Annotated in this window: 13 protein-coding genes; 7 read left to right on the top strand and 6 right to left on the bottom strand. The window is 65.2% G+C overall.

Annotated elements, in window-relative coordinates; genetic code table 11:
* The first annotated feature begins 216 nt into the window (after positions 1-216).
* Complete coding sequence (locus tag ACSU04_RS13120) at positions 217-1,848, top strand: fucose isomerase (protein WP_439289856.1); 1,632 nt, start codon at positions 217-219, stop codon at positions 1,846-1,848.
* 133 nt (positions 1,849-1,981) lie between these two features.
* Here ACSU04_RS13120 and ACSU04_RS13115 read toward each other — a convergent pair whose 3' ends face one another.
* Complete coding sequence (locus ACSU04_RS13115) at positions 1,982-2,551, bottom strand: TetR/AcrR family transcriptional regulator (RefSeq protein ID WP_439289855.1); 570 nt, start codon at positions 2,549-2,551, stop codon at positions 1,982-1,984.
* Positions 2,552-2,623: 72 nt separating this feature from the next.
* On the opposite strand from ACSU04_RS13115, the gene ACSU04_RS13110 reads away from it, so the two are divergent.
* Entirely contained in the window at positions 2,624-3,196 is a 573-nt protein-coding gene (locus tag ACSU04_RS13110) for a dihydrofolate reductase family protein (RefSeq protein ID WP_439289854.1), read from the top strand.
* 111 nt (positions 3,197-3,307) lie between these two features.
* The gene (locus ACSU04_RS13105; protein ID WP_439289853.1) at positions 3,308-4,690 is read left to right on the top strand and encodes an FAD-dependent oxidoreductase; all 1,383 of its coding nucleotides are present in this window, start codon (positions 3,308-3,310) and stop codon (positions 4,688-4,690) included.
* On the opposite strand, the gene ACSU04_RS13100 is transcribed toward ACSU04_RS13105, so the two are convergent.
* The 4 genes from ACSU04_RS13100 to ACSU04_RS13085 all read right to left on the bottom strand — a co-directional run bounded on the left by ACSU04_RS13100 (position 4,647) and on the right by ACSU04_RS13085 (position 9,886).
* Positions 4,647-5,300, bottom strand: a complete 654-nt coding sequence (locus tag ACSU04_RS13100; RefSeq protein WP_439289852.1) for a Pr6Pr family membrane protein — start codon at positions 5,298-5,300, stop codon at positions 4,647-4,649. The two genes, ACSU04_RS13105 and ACSU04_RS13100, sit on opposite strands and share 44 nt — an antisense overlap.
* Before the next feature lie 50 nt (positions 5,301-5,350).
* Positions 5,351-6,733 (bottom strand): magnesium transporter, encoded by a 1,383-nt coding sequence (gene mgtE / locus ACSU04_RS13095; protein WP_439289851.1) that lies wholly within the window; start codon positions 6,731-6,733, stop codon positions 5,351-5,353.
* A 390-nt stretch (positions 6,734-7,123) separates the two neighbouring features.
* The gene (locus tag ACSU04_RS13090) at positions 7,124-8,392 is read right to left on the bottom strand and encodes a DUF222 domain-containing protein (RefSeq protein WP_439289850.1); all 1,269 of its coding nucleotides are present in this window, start codon (positions 8,390-8,392) and stop codon (positions 7,124-7,126) included.
* 141 nt (positions 8,393-8,533) lie between these two features.
* Positions 8,534-9,886, bottom strand: coding sequence for a DUF2252 domain-containing protein (locus tag ACSU04_RS13085; RefSeq protein ID WP_439289849.1), 1,353 nt, complete (start codon positions 9,884-9,886; stop codon positions 8,534-8,536).
* 158 nt (positions 9,887-10,044) lie between these two features.
* Between ACSU04_RS13085 and ACSU04_RS13080 the strand changes: the two genes are divergently transcribed.
* From ACSU04_RS13080 to ACSU04_RS13065, 4 genes are read left to right on the top strand one after another with little or no spacing between them, the layout of a single operon-like run.
* Complete coding sequence (locus ACSU04_RS13080) at positions 10,045-10,971, top strand: ABC transporter ATP-binding protein (RefSeq protein WP_439289848.1); 927 nt, start codon at positions 10,045-10,047, stop codon at positions 10,969-10,971.
* On the top strand, positions 10,968-11,813 hold the full coding sequence (locus ACSU04_RS13075; protein WP_439289847.1) for an ABC transporter permease: 846 nt from the start codon (positions 10,968-10,970) through the stop codon (positions 11,811-11,813). Before ACSU04_RS13080 ends, ACSU04_RS13075 begins: the two co-directional genes overlap by 4 nt.
* Before the next feature lie 53 nt (positions 11,814-11,866).
* On the top strand, positions 11,867-13,087 hold the full coding sequence (locus ACSU04_RS13070) for a sensor histidine kinase (protein ID WP_439289846.1): 1,221 nt from the start codon (positions 11,867-11,869) through the stop codon (positions 13,085-13,087).
* Positions 13,087-13,770: a response regulator gene (locus ACSU04_RS13065; RefSeq protein WP_439289844.1), complete on the top strand. Its 684-nt coding sequence runs from the start codon at positions 13,087-13,089 to the stop codon at positions 13,768-13,770. The genes ACSU04_RS13070 and ACSU04_RS13065 overlap by 1 nt, the downstream gene beginning before the upstream one ends.
* Position 13,771: 1 nt before the next feature.
* Here the strand turns inward: ACSU04_RS13065 and ACSU04_RS13060 are convergent, their stop codons facing one another.
* A complete protein-coding gene (locus tag ACSU04_RS13060) occupies positions 13,772-14,359 on the bottom strand; it encodes a hypothetical protein (RefSeq protein WP_439282972.1) in 588 nt (195 codons plus the stop codon).
* Between the last annotated feature and the right edge of the window lie 78 nt (positions 14,360-14,437).

The raw sequence follows: 14,437 nt of genomic DNA, 5'->3' as shown, positions 1-14,437 counted from the left end.
TCTTGCCAGGAGTTTGTCACCGATGTTCGGTGCGCATGCTGCGCGAACCCACGATCTGTGGAGAACTCAGTGCGGGGTGGAATTGTGCAGAGAGAGTCGCGCTCCTGGCGTCTCCCTTGCATGATGAAATCGATTTCATGTAGGGTCGGGAGAGAGTTCGCGATCAGGCACGTCATGTGCTGCACCCTCGGAGTCCCACCATCAACGGAGAACACCATGACCTACACGCTTCCTGTCTCGGCATCCCGCCCGGCATCCGCCCCGAAAACCGCGTACCTGATCACGTCCGGTGACCTGCGGGAGGCCGCCAACGTCGGCGGATGGCCCACCCAGGTCGCTCTCGAAGCGGGCGTGTCCCGCGTCTTCGGTGAGCTCGGCTGGAGCGTCGTCCGCGCCTTTGACGTCGACCCCGCCACCGGCCACGGCTTCATCTCCAGCCAGCGCATGGGCATGGAGGTCTTCAAGAACATCCCCGCCGACGCCCCGCTGATCGTTGCGATCGCGAACTGGCAGTACTCGCACCACGTGCTCGCAGGCCTGCGCACTCACCAGGGCCCGATCCTCACGGTCGCGAACTTCGCCGGTGACTGGCCGGGTCTCGTCGGCCTGCTCGGCCTGAACGCCGGCCTCACCAAGATGGACAAGCCCTACTCTTCGACCTGGTCGGTCGACTTCACTGACGACTGGTTCACTGCCACCCTCAAGGAGTGGACCGAGACCGGCACCATCACCCACGACTACTCGCACGTGCGTGCGCTCCCCGCGCTCCCGGAGAGCCCGGAGAAGCAACTCGGCGAGGCACTCGCCGCCCAGCTCCGCGACGAGAAGGCCATCATCGGCGTCTTCGACGAGGGATGCATGGGCATGTACAACGCCATCTTCGATGACGAGCTGCTCAACCAGACCGGCATCTACAAGGAGCGACTGTCGCAGTCCGCGCTGTACGCCGAGATGCTCAATGTCGCAGAAGACGAGGCAGACGCCGCCTTCGACTGGCTCGTCGAGCACGGCATGACGTTCCACTTCGGTGAGGATGGCACGACTGAGCTCACCCGCGAGCAGGTGCAGTGGCAGATGAAGATGTACATCGCCGCCCTGCGCATCTCCGACGACTTCGGTCTGGATGCTGTCGGCATCCAGTACCAGCAGGGGCTGAAGGATCTTGTCCCGGCGTCCGACCTCGCCGAGGGCATCTTGAACTCCACCGAGCGCCCGCCGGTCACCTCGCGCGATGGTTCGCGCGTGCTGCACGAAGGTCGCGCGTTCCCGCACTTCAACGAGGCCGACGAGGGCGTCGCGGTCGACGCGCTGGTCACTGACCGCGTCTGGCGTGCGATGGGCCTCGTGCCCGACAACACCCTGCACGACGTGCGCTGGGGTGAGGACTACAACGGCCAGTTCGTCTGGGCATACGAGATCTCCGGTTCCGTGCCGGCATCGCACCTCGGCGGCTGGGACAAGGCCGAGGGATGGCGCCAGGGCCACGTGTTCTTCCCCGCCGGTGGCGCCACGCTCAATGGTGTGTCAAAGCCCGGCGAGATCGTGCTGTCTCGCGTGTTCATCGCTGAGGGCATCCTGCAGGCAGACATCTTCCGTGGCGCCGTCGTCGAGCTTCCCGAAGCGGAGACTCAGCGCCGCAAGGACGCCACCAACCCGGAGTGGCCGCTCGCTCACGTCGTGCTGAACGGCGTCTCGCGTGATCAGTTCATGGCCCGCCACAAGGCCAACCACGCACAGCTCGTCTACGCGCCGGATGCCGAGACTGCTGACAAGGCGCTCATCGCGAAGGCTGCGATGTTCGACGGCATGGGCATCAAGGTGAACCTGATCGGCGACGTCACGGTCTGATTCACCTGGTGGCCTGATCGACAACAACGCTTGACCTGCGTCACGGCCTAACCGACAACGCACAAACCGTCCTTCCCAGACGCTGGGAAGGACGGTTTGTGCGTTCTCGAGAGCGTGGCGTGCGCGGCGGCGCTCAGCCGGGCAGCAGCCCCGCGACGAGGGCATCCACGACTTCATCGGTGGAGGTCTCCGGATCGATGGGAGAGGTGAGTCGATCGAAGATGAGGCCCTCGATCGCGTAGTGGAACAGGGCGATCTCGCGTCGCCCTCCTGGCAGCCCGGCAGCCTCATTGAACGCGACATCGCCGTCGAAGCCAGTGCGTTGCCACGCGCCCAGTGAGGCGGCGAGGTCCGGACGCCGGGCGGCTTCGAGCCGCAGTTCGTACAGGGCGAGCGTCACCTCGCGCTGCGTGGTCAGACGGCGCACGATGTCACGCGTGTAGTCGGCGAAGAGTGCGCGGCTGGGCTGCTGTTCAGTGCGGGCTTCGAGATCGGACGGTGTGGGCGCGAGACGCATGCCGATCCGTTCGAACAGTCCGGTGAAGAGTGCCTCTCGGGTGCGGAAGTAGTTCGAGGTCGTGCCAATCGGAACGCCCGCCTCCGCATCGATCGCGCGATGGGTCAGGCCGCGCGAGCCTTCCCTCGCCAGCACTGCGATGCCGGCATCCGCCAGAGCATTGCGCCTCGCCTCGTTCTTCGCCATGGGCTGACTCTAGCGCAACCACTGCATCTGTTGTAGTCTCCAATCACTGCACCTGTAGTTATTGGAGAAATGATGCGAGAACTCACCTATTACGTCGCCGTGAGCATCGATGGGTACATTGCCGGCCCCGACGGAGAATTCGATCGGTTCCTTGTCGAGGGGGATCACATGGTCGGAATCGGCGAGAAGTACCGGGGTACGGCGCCGACCGTGCTCGCCGAGAAGTTCGGCTTCCCGATCGACGGCGGCCCGTTCGATACCGTGCTCATGGGCTGGAACACCTATGCGGTCGGCCTCCCCGATCTGCCAGACCCCTACCGCCACCTCCGACAGATCGTCTTCAGTCGCGGACATGACGCCCCGGAAGGATCCGACGGCGTCGAGTTCACCGATCGCGATCCCGTCGAGGTCGTGCGCGAACTCAAAGCGGAAGAGGGCAAGGGGATCTGGCTCTGCGGGGGCGGCTCGCTTGCCGCCGTGTTGCGAGACAAGATCGACCGGCTGGCGCTCAAACGCAACCCGATGCTCTTCGGCGACGGCATCCCGCTGTTCGAAGGACGCGGCTACGCACCCGCCGACTTCCGCCCTACCGCGATCACGCCGTACGAGTCGGGAGTCGTGCTCGCCGAGTACGTGCGCAGCTGAGCGCCGTAGTTTCAATGAGCGCAAATGGCTGCATCTGGATGCCGGATGCAGTCATTTGCGCCTGTCGAAGGAGCGGAGAAACCCAGCCGGAACCGGTAGTGTGGCGACACCATGAGGATGACGCGTCGCGAGCTGCTGATCGGCGCCGGAGCCGGCGCCCTCGGTGTGCTGCTCGTATCCTGCACGCCGGAACCGAAACCCACGCCGACCCCGACGCGCACGCCGTCTCCGCTTCCCACGACCAATGTGCCGGCTCCCGCCGCGAGCATCCGCAGCACATGGTCAACGGATCCGTTCTCGCGCGGCGCCGTCAGCTACACCCGCATCGGTGTGCAATCGGCCACCCGTGAGACTCTGGCAGAGCCTGTCGAAGGGCGGCTGTTCTTCGCGGGTGAGGCGACGGATGCCGAAAATCCTGGCACCATGCGCGGTGCGATCCACTCGGGTGAAAGCGCAGCGGTGCGCGTGCGCGCCACGGCAGGTCCCGGCGAGCGGATCGCCGTGATCGGTGCCGGGCTCGCCGGTGCAACCGTCGCCGCAAAGCTCGCGGATGCTGACATCGAAGTCACCGTGTTCGAAGCCCGTGATCGGGTCGGCGGACGTGTCCACTCGCAGCTCGACGACGACTGGCCGATGCCGATTCAACTCGGCGGATGGCTGCTCGGCGATGACCCGAAAAGCAGCCGCCCCATCCTCGACAGCCTCGAGACCGTCGACCTGGCATCCGCTCTCTGGCGCTCCCCGGCCGAAGAGCCCGCACAGGAAGACGACCTAGACCCAGTCGGCAACGCACCGCTGGAGAAGGCGCTCGCCGCGGCCCAAGCCTTCCCGGCCGATGTCTCACTCTCCGAGGCACTGACGGAGACCGGCGCCGATCCTGAGGAGCCGGGCCTTGCCGCACTTCTCGCGTACCTCACCACCACCTCGGGCGCGGATGCCGACACCGTGTCAGCCTGGTTCCCACCGGCTCTGCCGAATCCTGCAAAAGCCGGCATCGTCAGTGATCTCGGCGCCGTGGTGCAGGAGATGCTCGAAGGTGCGCAGCTGACCCTGTCGTCCGCGGTGACCCGCATCGCTTACGACGACGCCGGTGTCAGTCTGCGCCTGGGGACGGGGGAGTCGACCTCGTTCGATCGGGTGGTGATCACCGTGCCGCTCGGCGTGCTGCAGCGCGAAGGAATCGAGTTCGCGCCGCCCCTGCCGTTCCCGTACCGCGGCGCGATCAACGCGCTGGGTATGGGGCACATCGAGACGGTCTGGCTGCGCTACGACGAGCCGTTCTGGGACACCGAGGCGACGATCTGGCACGCTGTGGACGGCGACCAGCTGATCCGTACCTGGATCAATCTGCTTCCGGTTACCGGCGAGAACGTGCTGGTGGGAATCGTTGGAGGAACGGCCGCCGAGAAGTTCGCAGAGCTCGAAGAGGACGACGCTCTGGTGGCGGCTCTCACATCGCTGGATGCATTCCTGCCTTCCGGCGAGACGGACTGATCCGGCTGATCACCGCCAGCACCGTGGCGATGAGGGCGAAGATCGCCAGGGCGATGCCGCTGGTCACCAGGAACTCCCCGACCCCGCTGACCTGGCGCAGGTCCAGGAAGTAGTACGGATACCAGCCGATCATCGGACCCCGCCACATCGTCACCCCGCCCCAGACCAGGGGGAACACGAGAGAGCCGGGGATGATCCACCACGGCACCGACCGGTGTCCTGGTGTGAGCGTCCATGCGATCGCGGTGAGAGCTGGAAGCCAGAAATGCAGCAGCTGATCTGACCAGGGGACATCCACGCGGATGCCGCGGACACCTGCCTGCCAGACGATCAGAGCGAATGCGAGGCCCGCCGTGATCGTCCAGGTCAGCACCAATGAGAGAGCGATGCTGAACCAGCGCGGATCTTCGTCGCGTCGGAATGCCAGGATGCCGCCGACAACGAGCAGCACGACGAGTGCGCAGTTCGACTCCACGGTGAGATAGGCGAAGAAGTTGCGGCCGGCGATGGTCTGCGAACTCAGACCCCAGAACAGGCGGTGGACCAGCGCGCTCAGGCATACGGCCGCCGTGACAAGACGAAGCACGCCGAACGTGATTCGTGCCTTCACTGTCGCCAGCCTCCCCTTCGACGCGGATTCACGCCATCCGGCGATTCTACTTAGATGCCCAGGACCGCCTTGGCGATAACGAAGTAGATCACCAGGCCCGTGGCGTCCACGAAGGTCGTGATGAACGGGTTCGAGAACACGGCCGGATCCACGCGGATCATCCGCGCAACCAGCGGCATGATCCCGCCGATCGTCGCAGCTACGGTACACACCGCGACCAGCGTGCAGCCGATCACGAGTCCGATCTGCCAGTCGTACACCAGCGCCGTGATCGCGAATCCGAGCAGGCCCAGCAGCACTCCGAGCGACACGCCCACTCGCAACTCACGGGTCAGGACGCGCAGCAGATCTCGCGGCCGTATCTCACCGAGCGCCAGCGCACGCGTCACGGTGGTTGCCGCCTGATTGCCGGTGTTCCCGCCGGTGCCGATCAGTAGCGGCACGAACAGCGCCAGGACCGTGAGTTGCTCGAGCGTCGCCTCGAACACCGACAGTACCTGCACGGTGAGCGTCGCACCGACAGCGAGCACGAGCAGCCACACGACACGTGAACGCACGATACGGCGGATCGGCGTCGACAGATACGGGCGGCCGAGCGGTTCCACACCGCCCTGGCGCGCGGCATCCTCGTTCTCCTCGCGTTTGAGGATGCGCACGGCGTCGTCGATGGTGAGGATGCCGACCAGCCGGCCCTCGCTGTCGACCACCGGAACGGCGAGGAGACCACGGTCGGTGCAATCGCGGGCGGCGGTCTCGGCATCTGCGTCGGCGAGCGCGGTGTGCGCGTCCTGCATCATCGCGTCGACCAGGGTGTCGTCGTCGGCGGCGAGAAGGTCGCGAAGACTCACGACGCCGACGACCCGTCGTGCACTGTCGGTCACCGGAAGCGTGTAGATCGTCTCGGCATCGTCGATGCGAGCCCGCAGTCGCCTCAGCGTCTCGGCGGCGGTGAGATCAGGGTGGGTGGTGACGTACTCCGGGCTCATTCGCCGGCCGATCGAGTCACGCGGATAGCCGAGCACGGATGCCGTGAGTTCCCGCTCGTGCGGCGAGAGCCCCCGGAGCAGGCGAGGAGCGACCGACGCGGGAAGCTCGTCCAACAGCCAGACGCGGTCGTCCGGATCCATCTCTTCGAAGAGCGCGGCGACCTCGGCATCCTGCAGTCCGCGCACGAGCTCACCCTGCAACTCGGGTGACAGGTCTTCGAAGACCTCTACCGCCCGCTGTTTCGACAGCAGCCGGTACACGATCGCGCACTGATGCGGGCTCAGGCGGTCGAGAACCTGCACCATCTGCCTGGTCGATATCGGTGAGAGCGCGGCGGATGCTGCGGCGAGATCTCGGCTCGACAGGCTCTGTTCGATGGTGTCGATGAGGTCTGTCGTTGCGGCAGGTTGTGTGGGGAGCGGCTGCGTAGGGGGCTGCGTTTTCATGGCGTGCGTCTTTCGAGCATGCCGACAGCGCATCGGAAGAGGCGCGCGGTCGACGGCTGGTCGGATGAGTCGAAGCCGGACAGCCGCAGATGCGCGTTAGAAGACGAGAGTCCCAGGTGCGAAGGCGGAGTCCGGAGGCATATGGCAACTATCACCACTCATGGGAGCACCACCTCGATTCCGTCGTCGTGGTCGCATGCGACCGGAGCATTGCGGGAGTGCCCGCGCCGCCTCGGCAAATCTAGCTCATTCGACTGGGAGGGTGCCGCTGTGTTCATGGGCTGTGCTCATGGGCTGTGCGCATGCGCCGCCTTAGGCGGCGATGTCGAAGCGCGCGCGTCCGCCGAGTCGTGGTGTGCGGCCGGGGTCGACGTAGGTGGGTGGGATGAATCAGACGTGTGCGGTGGTGCCCGTGCCGTCGATGCGGATTTCCCAGCCGTTGTCGTGAATGCGGTGGTGGCATGTTTCGCAGAGCAAGATTCCGTTGGAGAGGTCGGTGGGTCCGTGGTCGCGTTTCCACCATCGCAGGTGGTGTGCTTTGGTCATGTCGGGTGGGAGGTTGCACATGGCGCAGCCGTCGTCGCGTTCGACGAGTGCGAGGCGTTGTGCTCGGGTGAAGAGGCGTTTGTGTCGACCCCAGTCGAGGATTTCGCTGTCTGCGCCGAGGACGAAAGGGATGATTCCTGCGCCCGCGGCCATCCGGCGGGCGGCACTGGCGCTGATGGGCTGGTCGATGCCATCGATCGTTGCCGTGCCCGTGCTCGTGTCGCCCACGAGGTCGGTGTAGTTGATGCGCACGATGACTGTTGCCCCGGCGACCGGGGTGCGTTCCTTGCAGCCGAGGACGTGGGAGCAGAACAGGGCGAGCGCGTCGGCGTGCAGCATGGCGATGGTGCGGTGGTCGGCGTCCGGTGCGTCGGGGTCGGGAGCATTTTTGCGTGCGGCGAACGCGGCGGTCACGTACCCGTGTAGTGCGGTGACGATGGGTGCGCCGGTTTCGACGTCGAAGTCTCCGTTGAAGCGCAGTCGTCCGCCGCGTTCGTAGAACGTCAGGGATCGTTTGCTGCGCTGATCGTCTTCACGCGGTTCGACGCCGTCGGGGTTCAGCCATGCTTCGGCGCGGACGGTGAGTCGGCGGACCTCATCGAGCGCGAGCCCGGGTGCAGCATCGACGAGCAGTCGCTCGCCCTCACTGATTCGTTCCACGCCGGCGGCGATGCGACACCGCTCAAGGACTGCGATGATCAACGCGGCGGCCTGGGCACTGAGCGTCCCTGCTTTCATCGACTCACGTACTAGCGGATACTTCGCCGGAAGCTTTGCTCCGAGGAGATCTGTGCGCATCGCGGTGGCCTGCCCGACCGTGATCAGCCGGGAGGCGTCTCCGGTCGAGATGCCGGTGGCGGCGGCGATCAGCTTCGCCGGGGTGCGGAACCCCTGCTGCTTCGCCAGCGAATCGGCCCCAAGCTCGGGCCGCGACTCGCTCGCGATCCCCGCCGCGACATCCACATGCACCGCATCCAACCGGCGCTGCACTACTCCCACCGCGTTCGTCACCGCGATCAACTGCTCCCGCGACAGCTCCGACGCATCCCCCACGCCCGCCCACGCCACATCAAGGCGGGATACCGCCTCGTACAGACCGGTCAGCTGTGACATGTCATCAGCTTATCGCGAAATCGTCGGCTTGTCGAATATTTGTTCTATGAAATTTCCGACAAATTCAATGGAACTAATGGTTGCGCTGGTTGCGACGCGAGGTTACATTCGTCTTTATGTACTACAACTTAGCAGGAGGCGTCAGCCACCGTTCTGCTCCGCCAAGAACTCTCGGTAGTCGGCCAGCGATACTGCTGCGTACGCCCAACCCCACTCCAGCAGTGCCTCGGTCACGACGCGCCCGTCGCCGATGTATCCGGCAACCGCCGTGGCTGTCGCCGACTGGCCATGTGCACGCGCGAGCGTCGCCGCGCACGCCTGTGCGTAGGTGACGAACGGTCCGTCGTCGAGTTCTTCGACTTCGACGCCGCCCTTCATGTCGTGGAACTGCCGCACGTAATAATCGGCGTTCGGGCTCTGCACATGGCCGAGGAACGGATCGGACAGCGCCTGCAGGATTCGCTGCATCGCCACGACCCTGGCGCCCTCACCGGACGTCTTGATGAGCTCCTGCAGCACCGGCGGCTGCGTCACATGCCCATACTCGATCAGCACGCTCTGGCCCGCCTGCTTCGGTTGCATCAGAAGCGTGTGATCGTCACCGTCTTGCAGCAGCACCAGATAGCAGCGGGTACCGACGCTGCCCACACCAACGACGCGGCGTGCGACATCCGAGACGGCGTAGTGGTGAAACAGCATGGCAACGTCGCTGTTGGCTGACCAACGGTAGGCATCGACGAGATCGTCGACCGCTGCGAGGACCTCGGCCTCAACCGGGGCGGTCGTCGGCGGCTGATGCACGAAATGGCGCCTACCCGTCCCGTCCACCTGCGTGAGCCGGTGCACCGCGCGATCTCCGGTGCGGCGCTGGGCATGCTTCACTGCCTTGCGGATCGCGCGCCGCGCGTCGCTGCCGAGCAGCGTCTTGGTTGATTCGACGTCGAAGTGCGTGAAGTAGCGCTCGGTGGGACTGAGCGCGGAGTTGCGCCGGATGCCGCGGGCGTATGTCTTCACCGCTGTACGGATGGCGGCTTCGATCACGGCATCCACTCGCCCAGAAGCTTGCCCGCCGACCACGATGCTGCCGACGAGACGCTTCACATCCCACTCCCACGGTGCCCACGCGGCCTCGTCGAAATCATTCAGATCGAACATGAGGTCGCGTTGCGCCGATGCATAGAAGCCGAAGTTCGACACATGCGCGTCGCCGCAGGACGCGACCAGGATGCCGGAGTGCGGAGCATCCGCGAAATCGGCGGCCATGAGCGCTGCAGTCCCGCGATAGAACGCGAACGGACTGGCAGACATCCGTTCGGCGCGCAGCGGGACGAGCTCCGGCACCCGGTCGGCGTCCTGTGCGGCGAGGATCGCCAACGGGACCCGTGATGTCGTCGACAGCACCGCGAGGTCACGGCGGGGCGTGCGCCGGCGGGCATCCTTGCCTTTATCCAGCAGCTCGGCGCGGGACGCGGGGCGTGAGAATTCGGTGCTCATCCGCTCATCTTGGCAGGGCGAAGTGGCAGCTGCGCGTACGTATGGCGACCGATCCGGGTGTAGACCTGGGTACTGGTCGCCGCCGAGGTCAGGACTTCTGGCCACTGCGGTCCTTTCGCATGTCTCCGTAGCGTCGAAGACATACGAAAGGTCTACTCATGATCAGAGCTCAATCCCTGACGAAGCGATACCGCGACAAGGCCGCCGTCAACGGAATCTCCTTCACCATCGAACCCGGAAAAGTGACCGGGTTCCTCGGCCCTAACGGTGCGGGGAAGTCCACCACGATGCGGATGATGGTGGGCCTCGACAAGCCGACCAGTGGCTCAGTGGAGTTCGCCGGCCGTCGGTATCAGGATCTCCCCGCACCGCTGCGCGAGGTAGGAACCCTCCTCGACGCAGGGGCGGCCCACAAACGACGCACCGCCTACAAGCATCTGCTGGCGATCGCCTCGACGCACGGTATTTCCGCTCAGCGCGTGCACGAAGTGATGGAGATCGCGGGAATCGAATCCGTGGCGGGCAAGAAGGTCGGCGGATTCTCCCTCGGGATGCGGCAGCGCTTGGGGATCGCATCAGCACTGCTCGGGGACCCGGGCACGATCATTCTCGACGAACCGGTAAACGGCTTGGATCCCGAGGGTATCCTCTGGATCCGTGCGCTCCTGCGCCGCCTCGCAGAGGAAGGGCGCACCGTTCTGCTCTCCTCGCACCTGATGAGCGAGATGATGCAGACCGCTGATCATCTGATCGTGATGGGGCGAGGACAGATCCTCGCCGACGGACCGATCCGAGAAGTTGTCGCCGACTCCACCCAGTCTGTGGTTCGAGTGCGCACCCGCGACATTCGCCGCTTGACGACGCTGCTGACACTCCCCGACATCACCGTCACTCCCACGCCGGACGGGGCAGCGGAGATCACCGGGCTGAGCGCGGAGTTGGTGGCAGACGCGGCCTCCGCGGCGGGCATCGTGCTGCACGAAATAGTCACCGTCGAAGGCTCCCTCGAAGACGCATACCTCGCGCTTACCGCCGAGGCGATCGAATACCGGTCCACGACCACAGGAAATGGAACGAGCCGATGACCTCTCTCAACGTTCAGACCGAGTCCGCGACCGCTCGTCACGCTCGGGTGCATTTCTCGGACCTGCTTCGATCCGAATGGATCAAACTCACCAGTCTGCCTACGATGCTCCTGGCACTCGGCGGAATCTTTGCCACGGGGGTCGGGGGTGCACTCTTCCTCAGCGTGACCCTGGCGTCATCTCAGCCGCCTTCCGTGCTCATCGTGGGGAACACCATGGGTGAGGTGACGGGAGGGATGGTCGTCCTCGGCCAGATCATCGCCGGAATTCTTGGCGTGATGGCCATCGGTTCGGAGTATTCCTCTGGCACGATCCAGCCGACCCTCCTGGGTTCACCGACGCGTCTACGCGTCCTGTGGGCCAAAACAGTCGTCGTCTTCATGTCCGTGACCGTCACCGCCGTCGTGACGGTGTTCACCGCGTGGGCTGTGTCATTCCCGTTCTATGCCGAGTTCGGTCTGCAGGTACCGTTGGGTACGCCGGGTGTGGGGGTGGCGATGTTCGGTGCCGCCGTCTACCTCGGCCTGTGTGCGGTCTTCGGACTGGGTATCGGCGCTCTGGTGCGGTCCACCACAGTGGGGTCGATCATCGTCTTCGTCGCCACTCTGCTCGGTCCTGTCATGGCTTCGGTTTTGCCCTTCGGGCTGTTCTCCAGGATCGTGCGCGTCAGTCTTCTCGGAAACGCAGGGGACGCGATGGCCCGCGTGGTGCCGGAGGGCGGACCATTCCTGGACGTGTGGACCGGACATATCAGCACGGAAGCCGGGTGGATCATCGCTAGCGTGTGGGCAGTGGTTACGCTCGCCGCAGGGGCGATCGTGTTGAAGCGAAGGGACGCCTGATCATTCGTAAAGATTCAGGGTGGGGTTCCGCTGCGGCGGTGCCCCACCCTGTCGTGCCCGAAACGCACATCGGAGGCGGAGATCGCGTCTCCTTCGCAGACATGATCCTTGTCGGCGCGTACGTCCTCATCGCCGTCGGCCTGGGTTGTCTCTCAATCGAAGCTCCGCATGACAGCCCTCTCTGGGTCATGCTGGTGCTGCTGGCGGGTGGTGTGGCGACGCTGCTCGTTCGCCGCCGCTGGCCGGCCGTCGCCTTCGCGGCAGCGCTCGTGCTGACCTTGCTCTCGTTCGCCGCGGGCAGTGCAGCCGAGGCTGCACTGCTCGTCATCGCTCTCATCGAACTGGGTGTCACCCGCAGCGGGCGAGCCGCATGGCTGGGTTTCATGGCTACGGCGTTCGCCGGCATCGCCGGGGCCGGGATCCTCGCCAATCGTGCGCGTTTCGGCCCGGCTTTTTGGGGAGCGATCCTTCCCTTGGCCACGCGGGACCTCGTGCAAGCCTGGTTGAGCAGCCTGACGATCATTGTGGTGATCGCCCTGATCGCGACGCTCCTCGGCGTGAATATCGGCCACCGCCGTCGCTTCGTCGCCACGCTCGTGGAACGTGCGGAGCAGATGAAGCACGAACGCGACCAGCAGGCACGCATCGCGAGCGCGCAGGAGCGCGAACGTATTGCCAGGGAGATGCACGATGTCATCGCGCACAGTCTGGCGGTCATGATCGCTGTATCGGATGGCGCGCAGGCCATTGCGATCCGACGGCCGGAAGAGGCGCAAGAGGCCATCAGGCGCGTCGCGGAGACCGGGCGTCGCACTCTCGACGAAGTTCGACTGCTGCTCGGAACCGTGCGCGGTGACGACTCGGATTCACTCCTGACAGCGCAGGCGCCACAGCCCAGTATCGAGCAACTGCCCGCGCTGATCGAGGAGTTTTTGGCTGCGGGACTCCCCGTGAACCTGGAGACAACCGGATCCGCTCCTGCGGACCCTGTGACACAACTCACGGTCTACCGAATCGTGCAGGAATCCCTCACCAACGTGCTGCGGCACGCAAATGATGTGCGAGGCGTGCGCGTGCTCGTTGTGCTTTCGACGACCATGATCGAGATCTCAGTGGAGGACTCCTCCGCCATCGCGGCGACACCGCGTGATCCGGGTCGAGGGCTGCTGGGCATCCGGGAGCGGGCCGCAATCTACGATGGGATCGTAGAAACCGGGCCTCGGACGGCTGGAGGATGGCGCGTGTTCGTACGCCTCATGGTGGGGGAGAAGTGATGGCGGTCGAACGGACACGCGTGCTGCTGGTGGATGACCAGGAACTCGTTCGCTACGGATTCCGGCTCGTGCTGGAAGCAGAGGACGACATCGTCGTCGTGGGGGAAGCCTCGGATGGAGAGCAGGCGGTCATCTCCGCTGCCCGGCTTCAGGCAGATGTCGTGCTGATGGATGTGCGCATGCCGGGCATCGGCGGCATCACTGCTACCCGTCAGATCACCGCATCCTTCCCAGACACTCGCGTGATCGTGTTGACCACATACGATCTCGACGAGTTCGCGTTCGGCGCGCTTCAGGCCGGAGCCGCCGGCTTCCTGCTGAAGAGCACGCGGCCAGCAGATCTTGTCTCGGCGATCCGCACGGTGATGGCCGGTGACGCGGTCGTTTCGCCGCGCATCACGGCGAAGCTGATCGAGGTGGCCGTCCCCCACCTCGGAAGCGGAGTGCAACGCGGCGCAGATGAGGCGCTCGACGCCTTATCGGAGCGCGAACGCGAGGTGTTCCTCCTGGTCGGTCGAGGACTCGCCAACGCCGAGATCGCGCAAACGCTCCACCTGAGTGAATCAACGGTGAAAGCGCATTTCGGTCGTATCCTGACCAAGCTTGAACTGACGAGCCGGGTGCAGGCCGTGATCCGCGCCTACGAGCTGGGCATCGTCGGCGGAAGCACCGCCGCAGACTAAATCAGGCCGGATCGATCCGCAGCACGCCCGGCGTCTCGCCACCCGTGACGTCGTCAGCGATGCGGATGCTGCGCGCCAGGTCGTCGAGCGCCGAAATCACCGTCGCGAACATCTCCCGAGAGCCGCCGACGGCCGTGAGAGTGATCAGGTGCGTGCCAGTGTCCCAGGTATAGGTGGCGAACGGGGGAGAGGACGGCTGCTCCGGGAAAGAGATCACCAGCTTCTCGCCGGCGCCGAGGCGGGAAGGAAACGATTCGGTGTCGTCGTACTCCATGGGCATCATCGCCCTGGCCCGGCGCACCTCATTGGTGAGCTCCTGAGTTGTCGCCATGGCGACGACGAGTTCAGGGTCGGCCTTCCACGTCCACGCCAGCACGCGCCCGTCGGCCCGCTTCATCATCGCCGGCGCGAGCTGGCTGATCGCCCACGCGCCGACACGCGTTCCGCGACGGGCGGTCCCGTTTCCTGCCTGCATGGCCTGGCCCATCAGCATCCGCAATGCCGCCTTGCGCTGACGGCGTCCCTTCCAGCCGAACGATTCCGTCACGGGGATCCAGAGTTGGGGGTCTGCGGATGAGGCGATGCGCATGTCCCCACGGTAGAGGATGACCCTGCGTGAGCGCTCCGACCGCGGCTGGCCTCCGCGGTGCTGCAGGCCCCTCCGGTA

It is taken from the genome of Microbacterium sp. A84 (genome assembly GCF_051842815.1).
Lineage (GTDB): Bacteria > Actinomycetota > Actinomycetes > Actinomycetales > Microbacteriaceae > Microbacterium.
Note: the sequence above shows the minus strand (reverse complement) of the source record. Positions and strands in the feature narration are given on the sequence as shown.

Coding starts and splice junctions, on each gene's coding strand:
- ACSU04_RS13120 (WP_439289856.1), top strand. CDS start 217: ATGACCTACACGCTTCCTGTCTCGGCATCCCGCCCGGCATCCGCCCCG.
- ACSU04_RS13105 (WP_439289853.1), top strand. CDS start 3,308: ATGAGGATGACGCGTCGCGAGCTGCTGATCGGCGCCGGAGCCGGCGCC.
- ACSU04_RS13090 (WP_439289850.1), bottom strand. CDS start 8,392: ATGTCACAGCTGACCGGTCTGTACGAGGCGGTATCCCGCCTTGATGTG.
- ACSU04_RS13065 (WP_439289844.1), top strand. CDS start 13,087: ATGGCGGTCGAACGGACACGCGTGCTGCTGGTGGATGACCAGGAACTC.
- ACSU04_RS13080 (WP_439289848.1), top strand. CDS start 10,045: ATGATCAGAGCTCAATCCCTGACGAAGCGATACCGCGACAAGGCCGCC.
- mgtE (WP_439289851.1), bottom strand. CDS start 6,733: ATGAAAACGCAGCCCCCTACGCAGCCGCTCCCCACACAACCTGCCGCA.
- ACSU04_RS13110 (WP_439289854.1), top strand. CDS start 2,624: ATGCGAGAACTCACCTATTACGTCGCCGTGAGCATCGATGGGTACATT.
- ACSU04_RS13085 (WP_439289849.1), bottom strand. CDS start 9,886: ATGAGCACCGAATTCTCACGCCCCGCGTCCCGCGCCGAGCTGCTGGAT.
- ACSU04_RS13060 (WP_439282972.1), bottom strand. CDS start 14,359: ATGCGCATCGCCTCATCCGCAGACCCCCAACTCTGGATCCCCGTGACG.
- ACSU04_RS13075 (WP_439289847.1), top strand. CDS start 10,968: ATGACCTCTCTCAACGTTCAGACCGAGTCCGCGACCGCTCGTCACGCT.
- ACSU04_RS13115 (WP_439289855.1), bottom strand. CDS start 2,551: ATGGCGAAGAACGAGGCGAGGCGCAATGCTCTGGCGGATGCCGGCATC.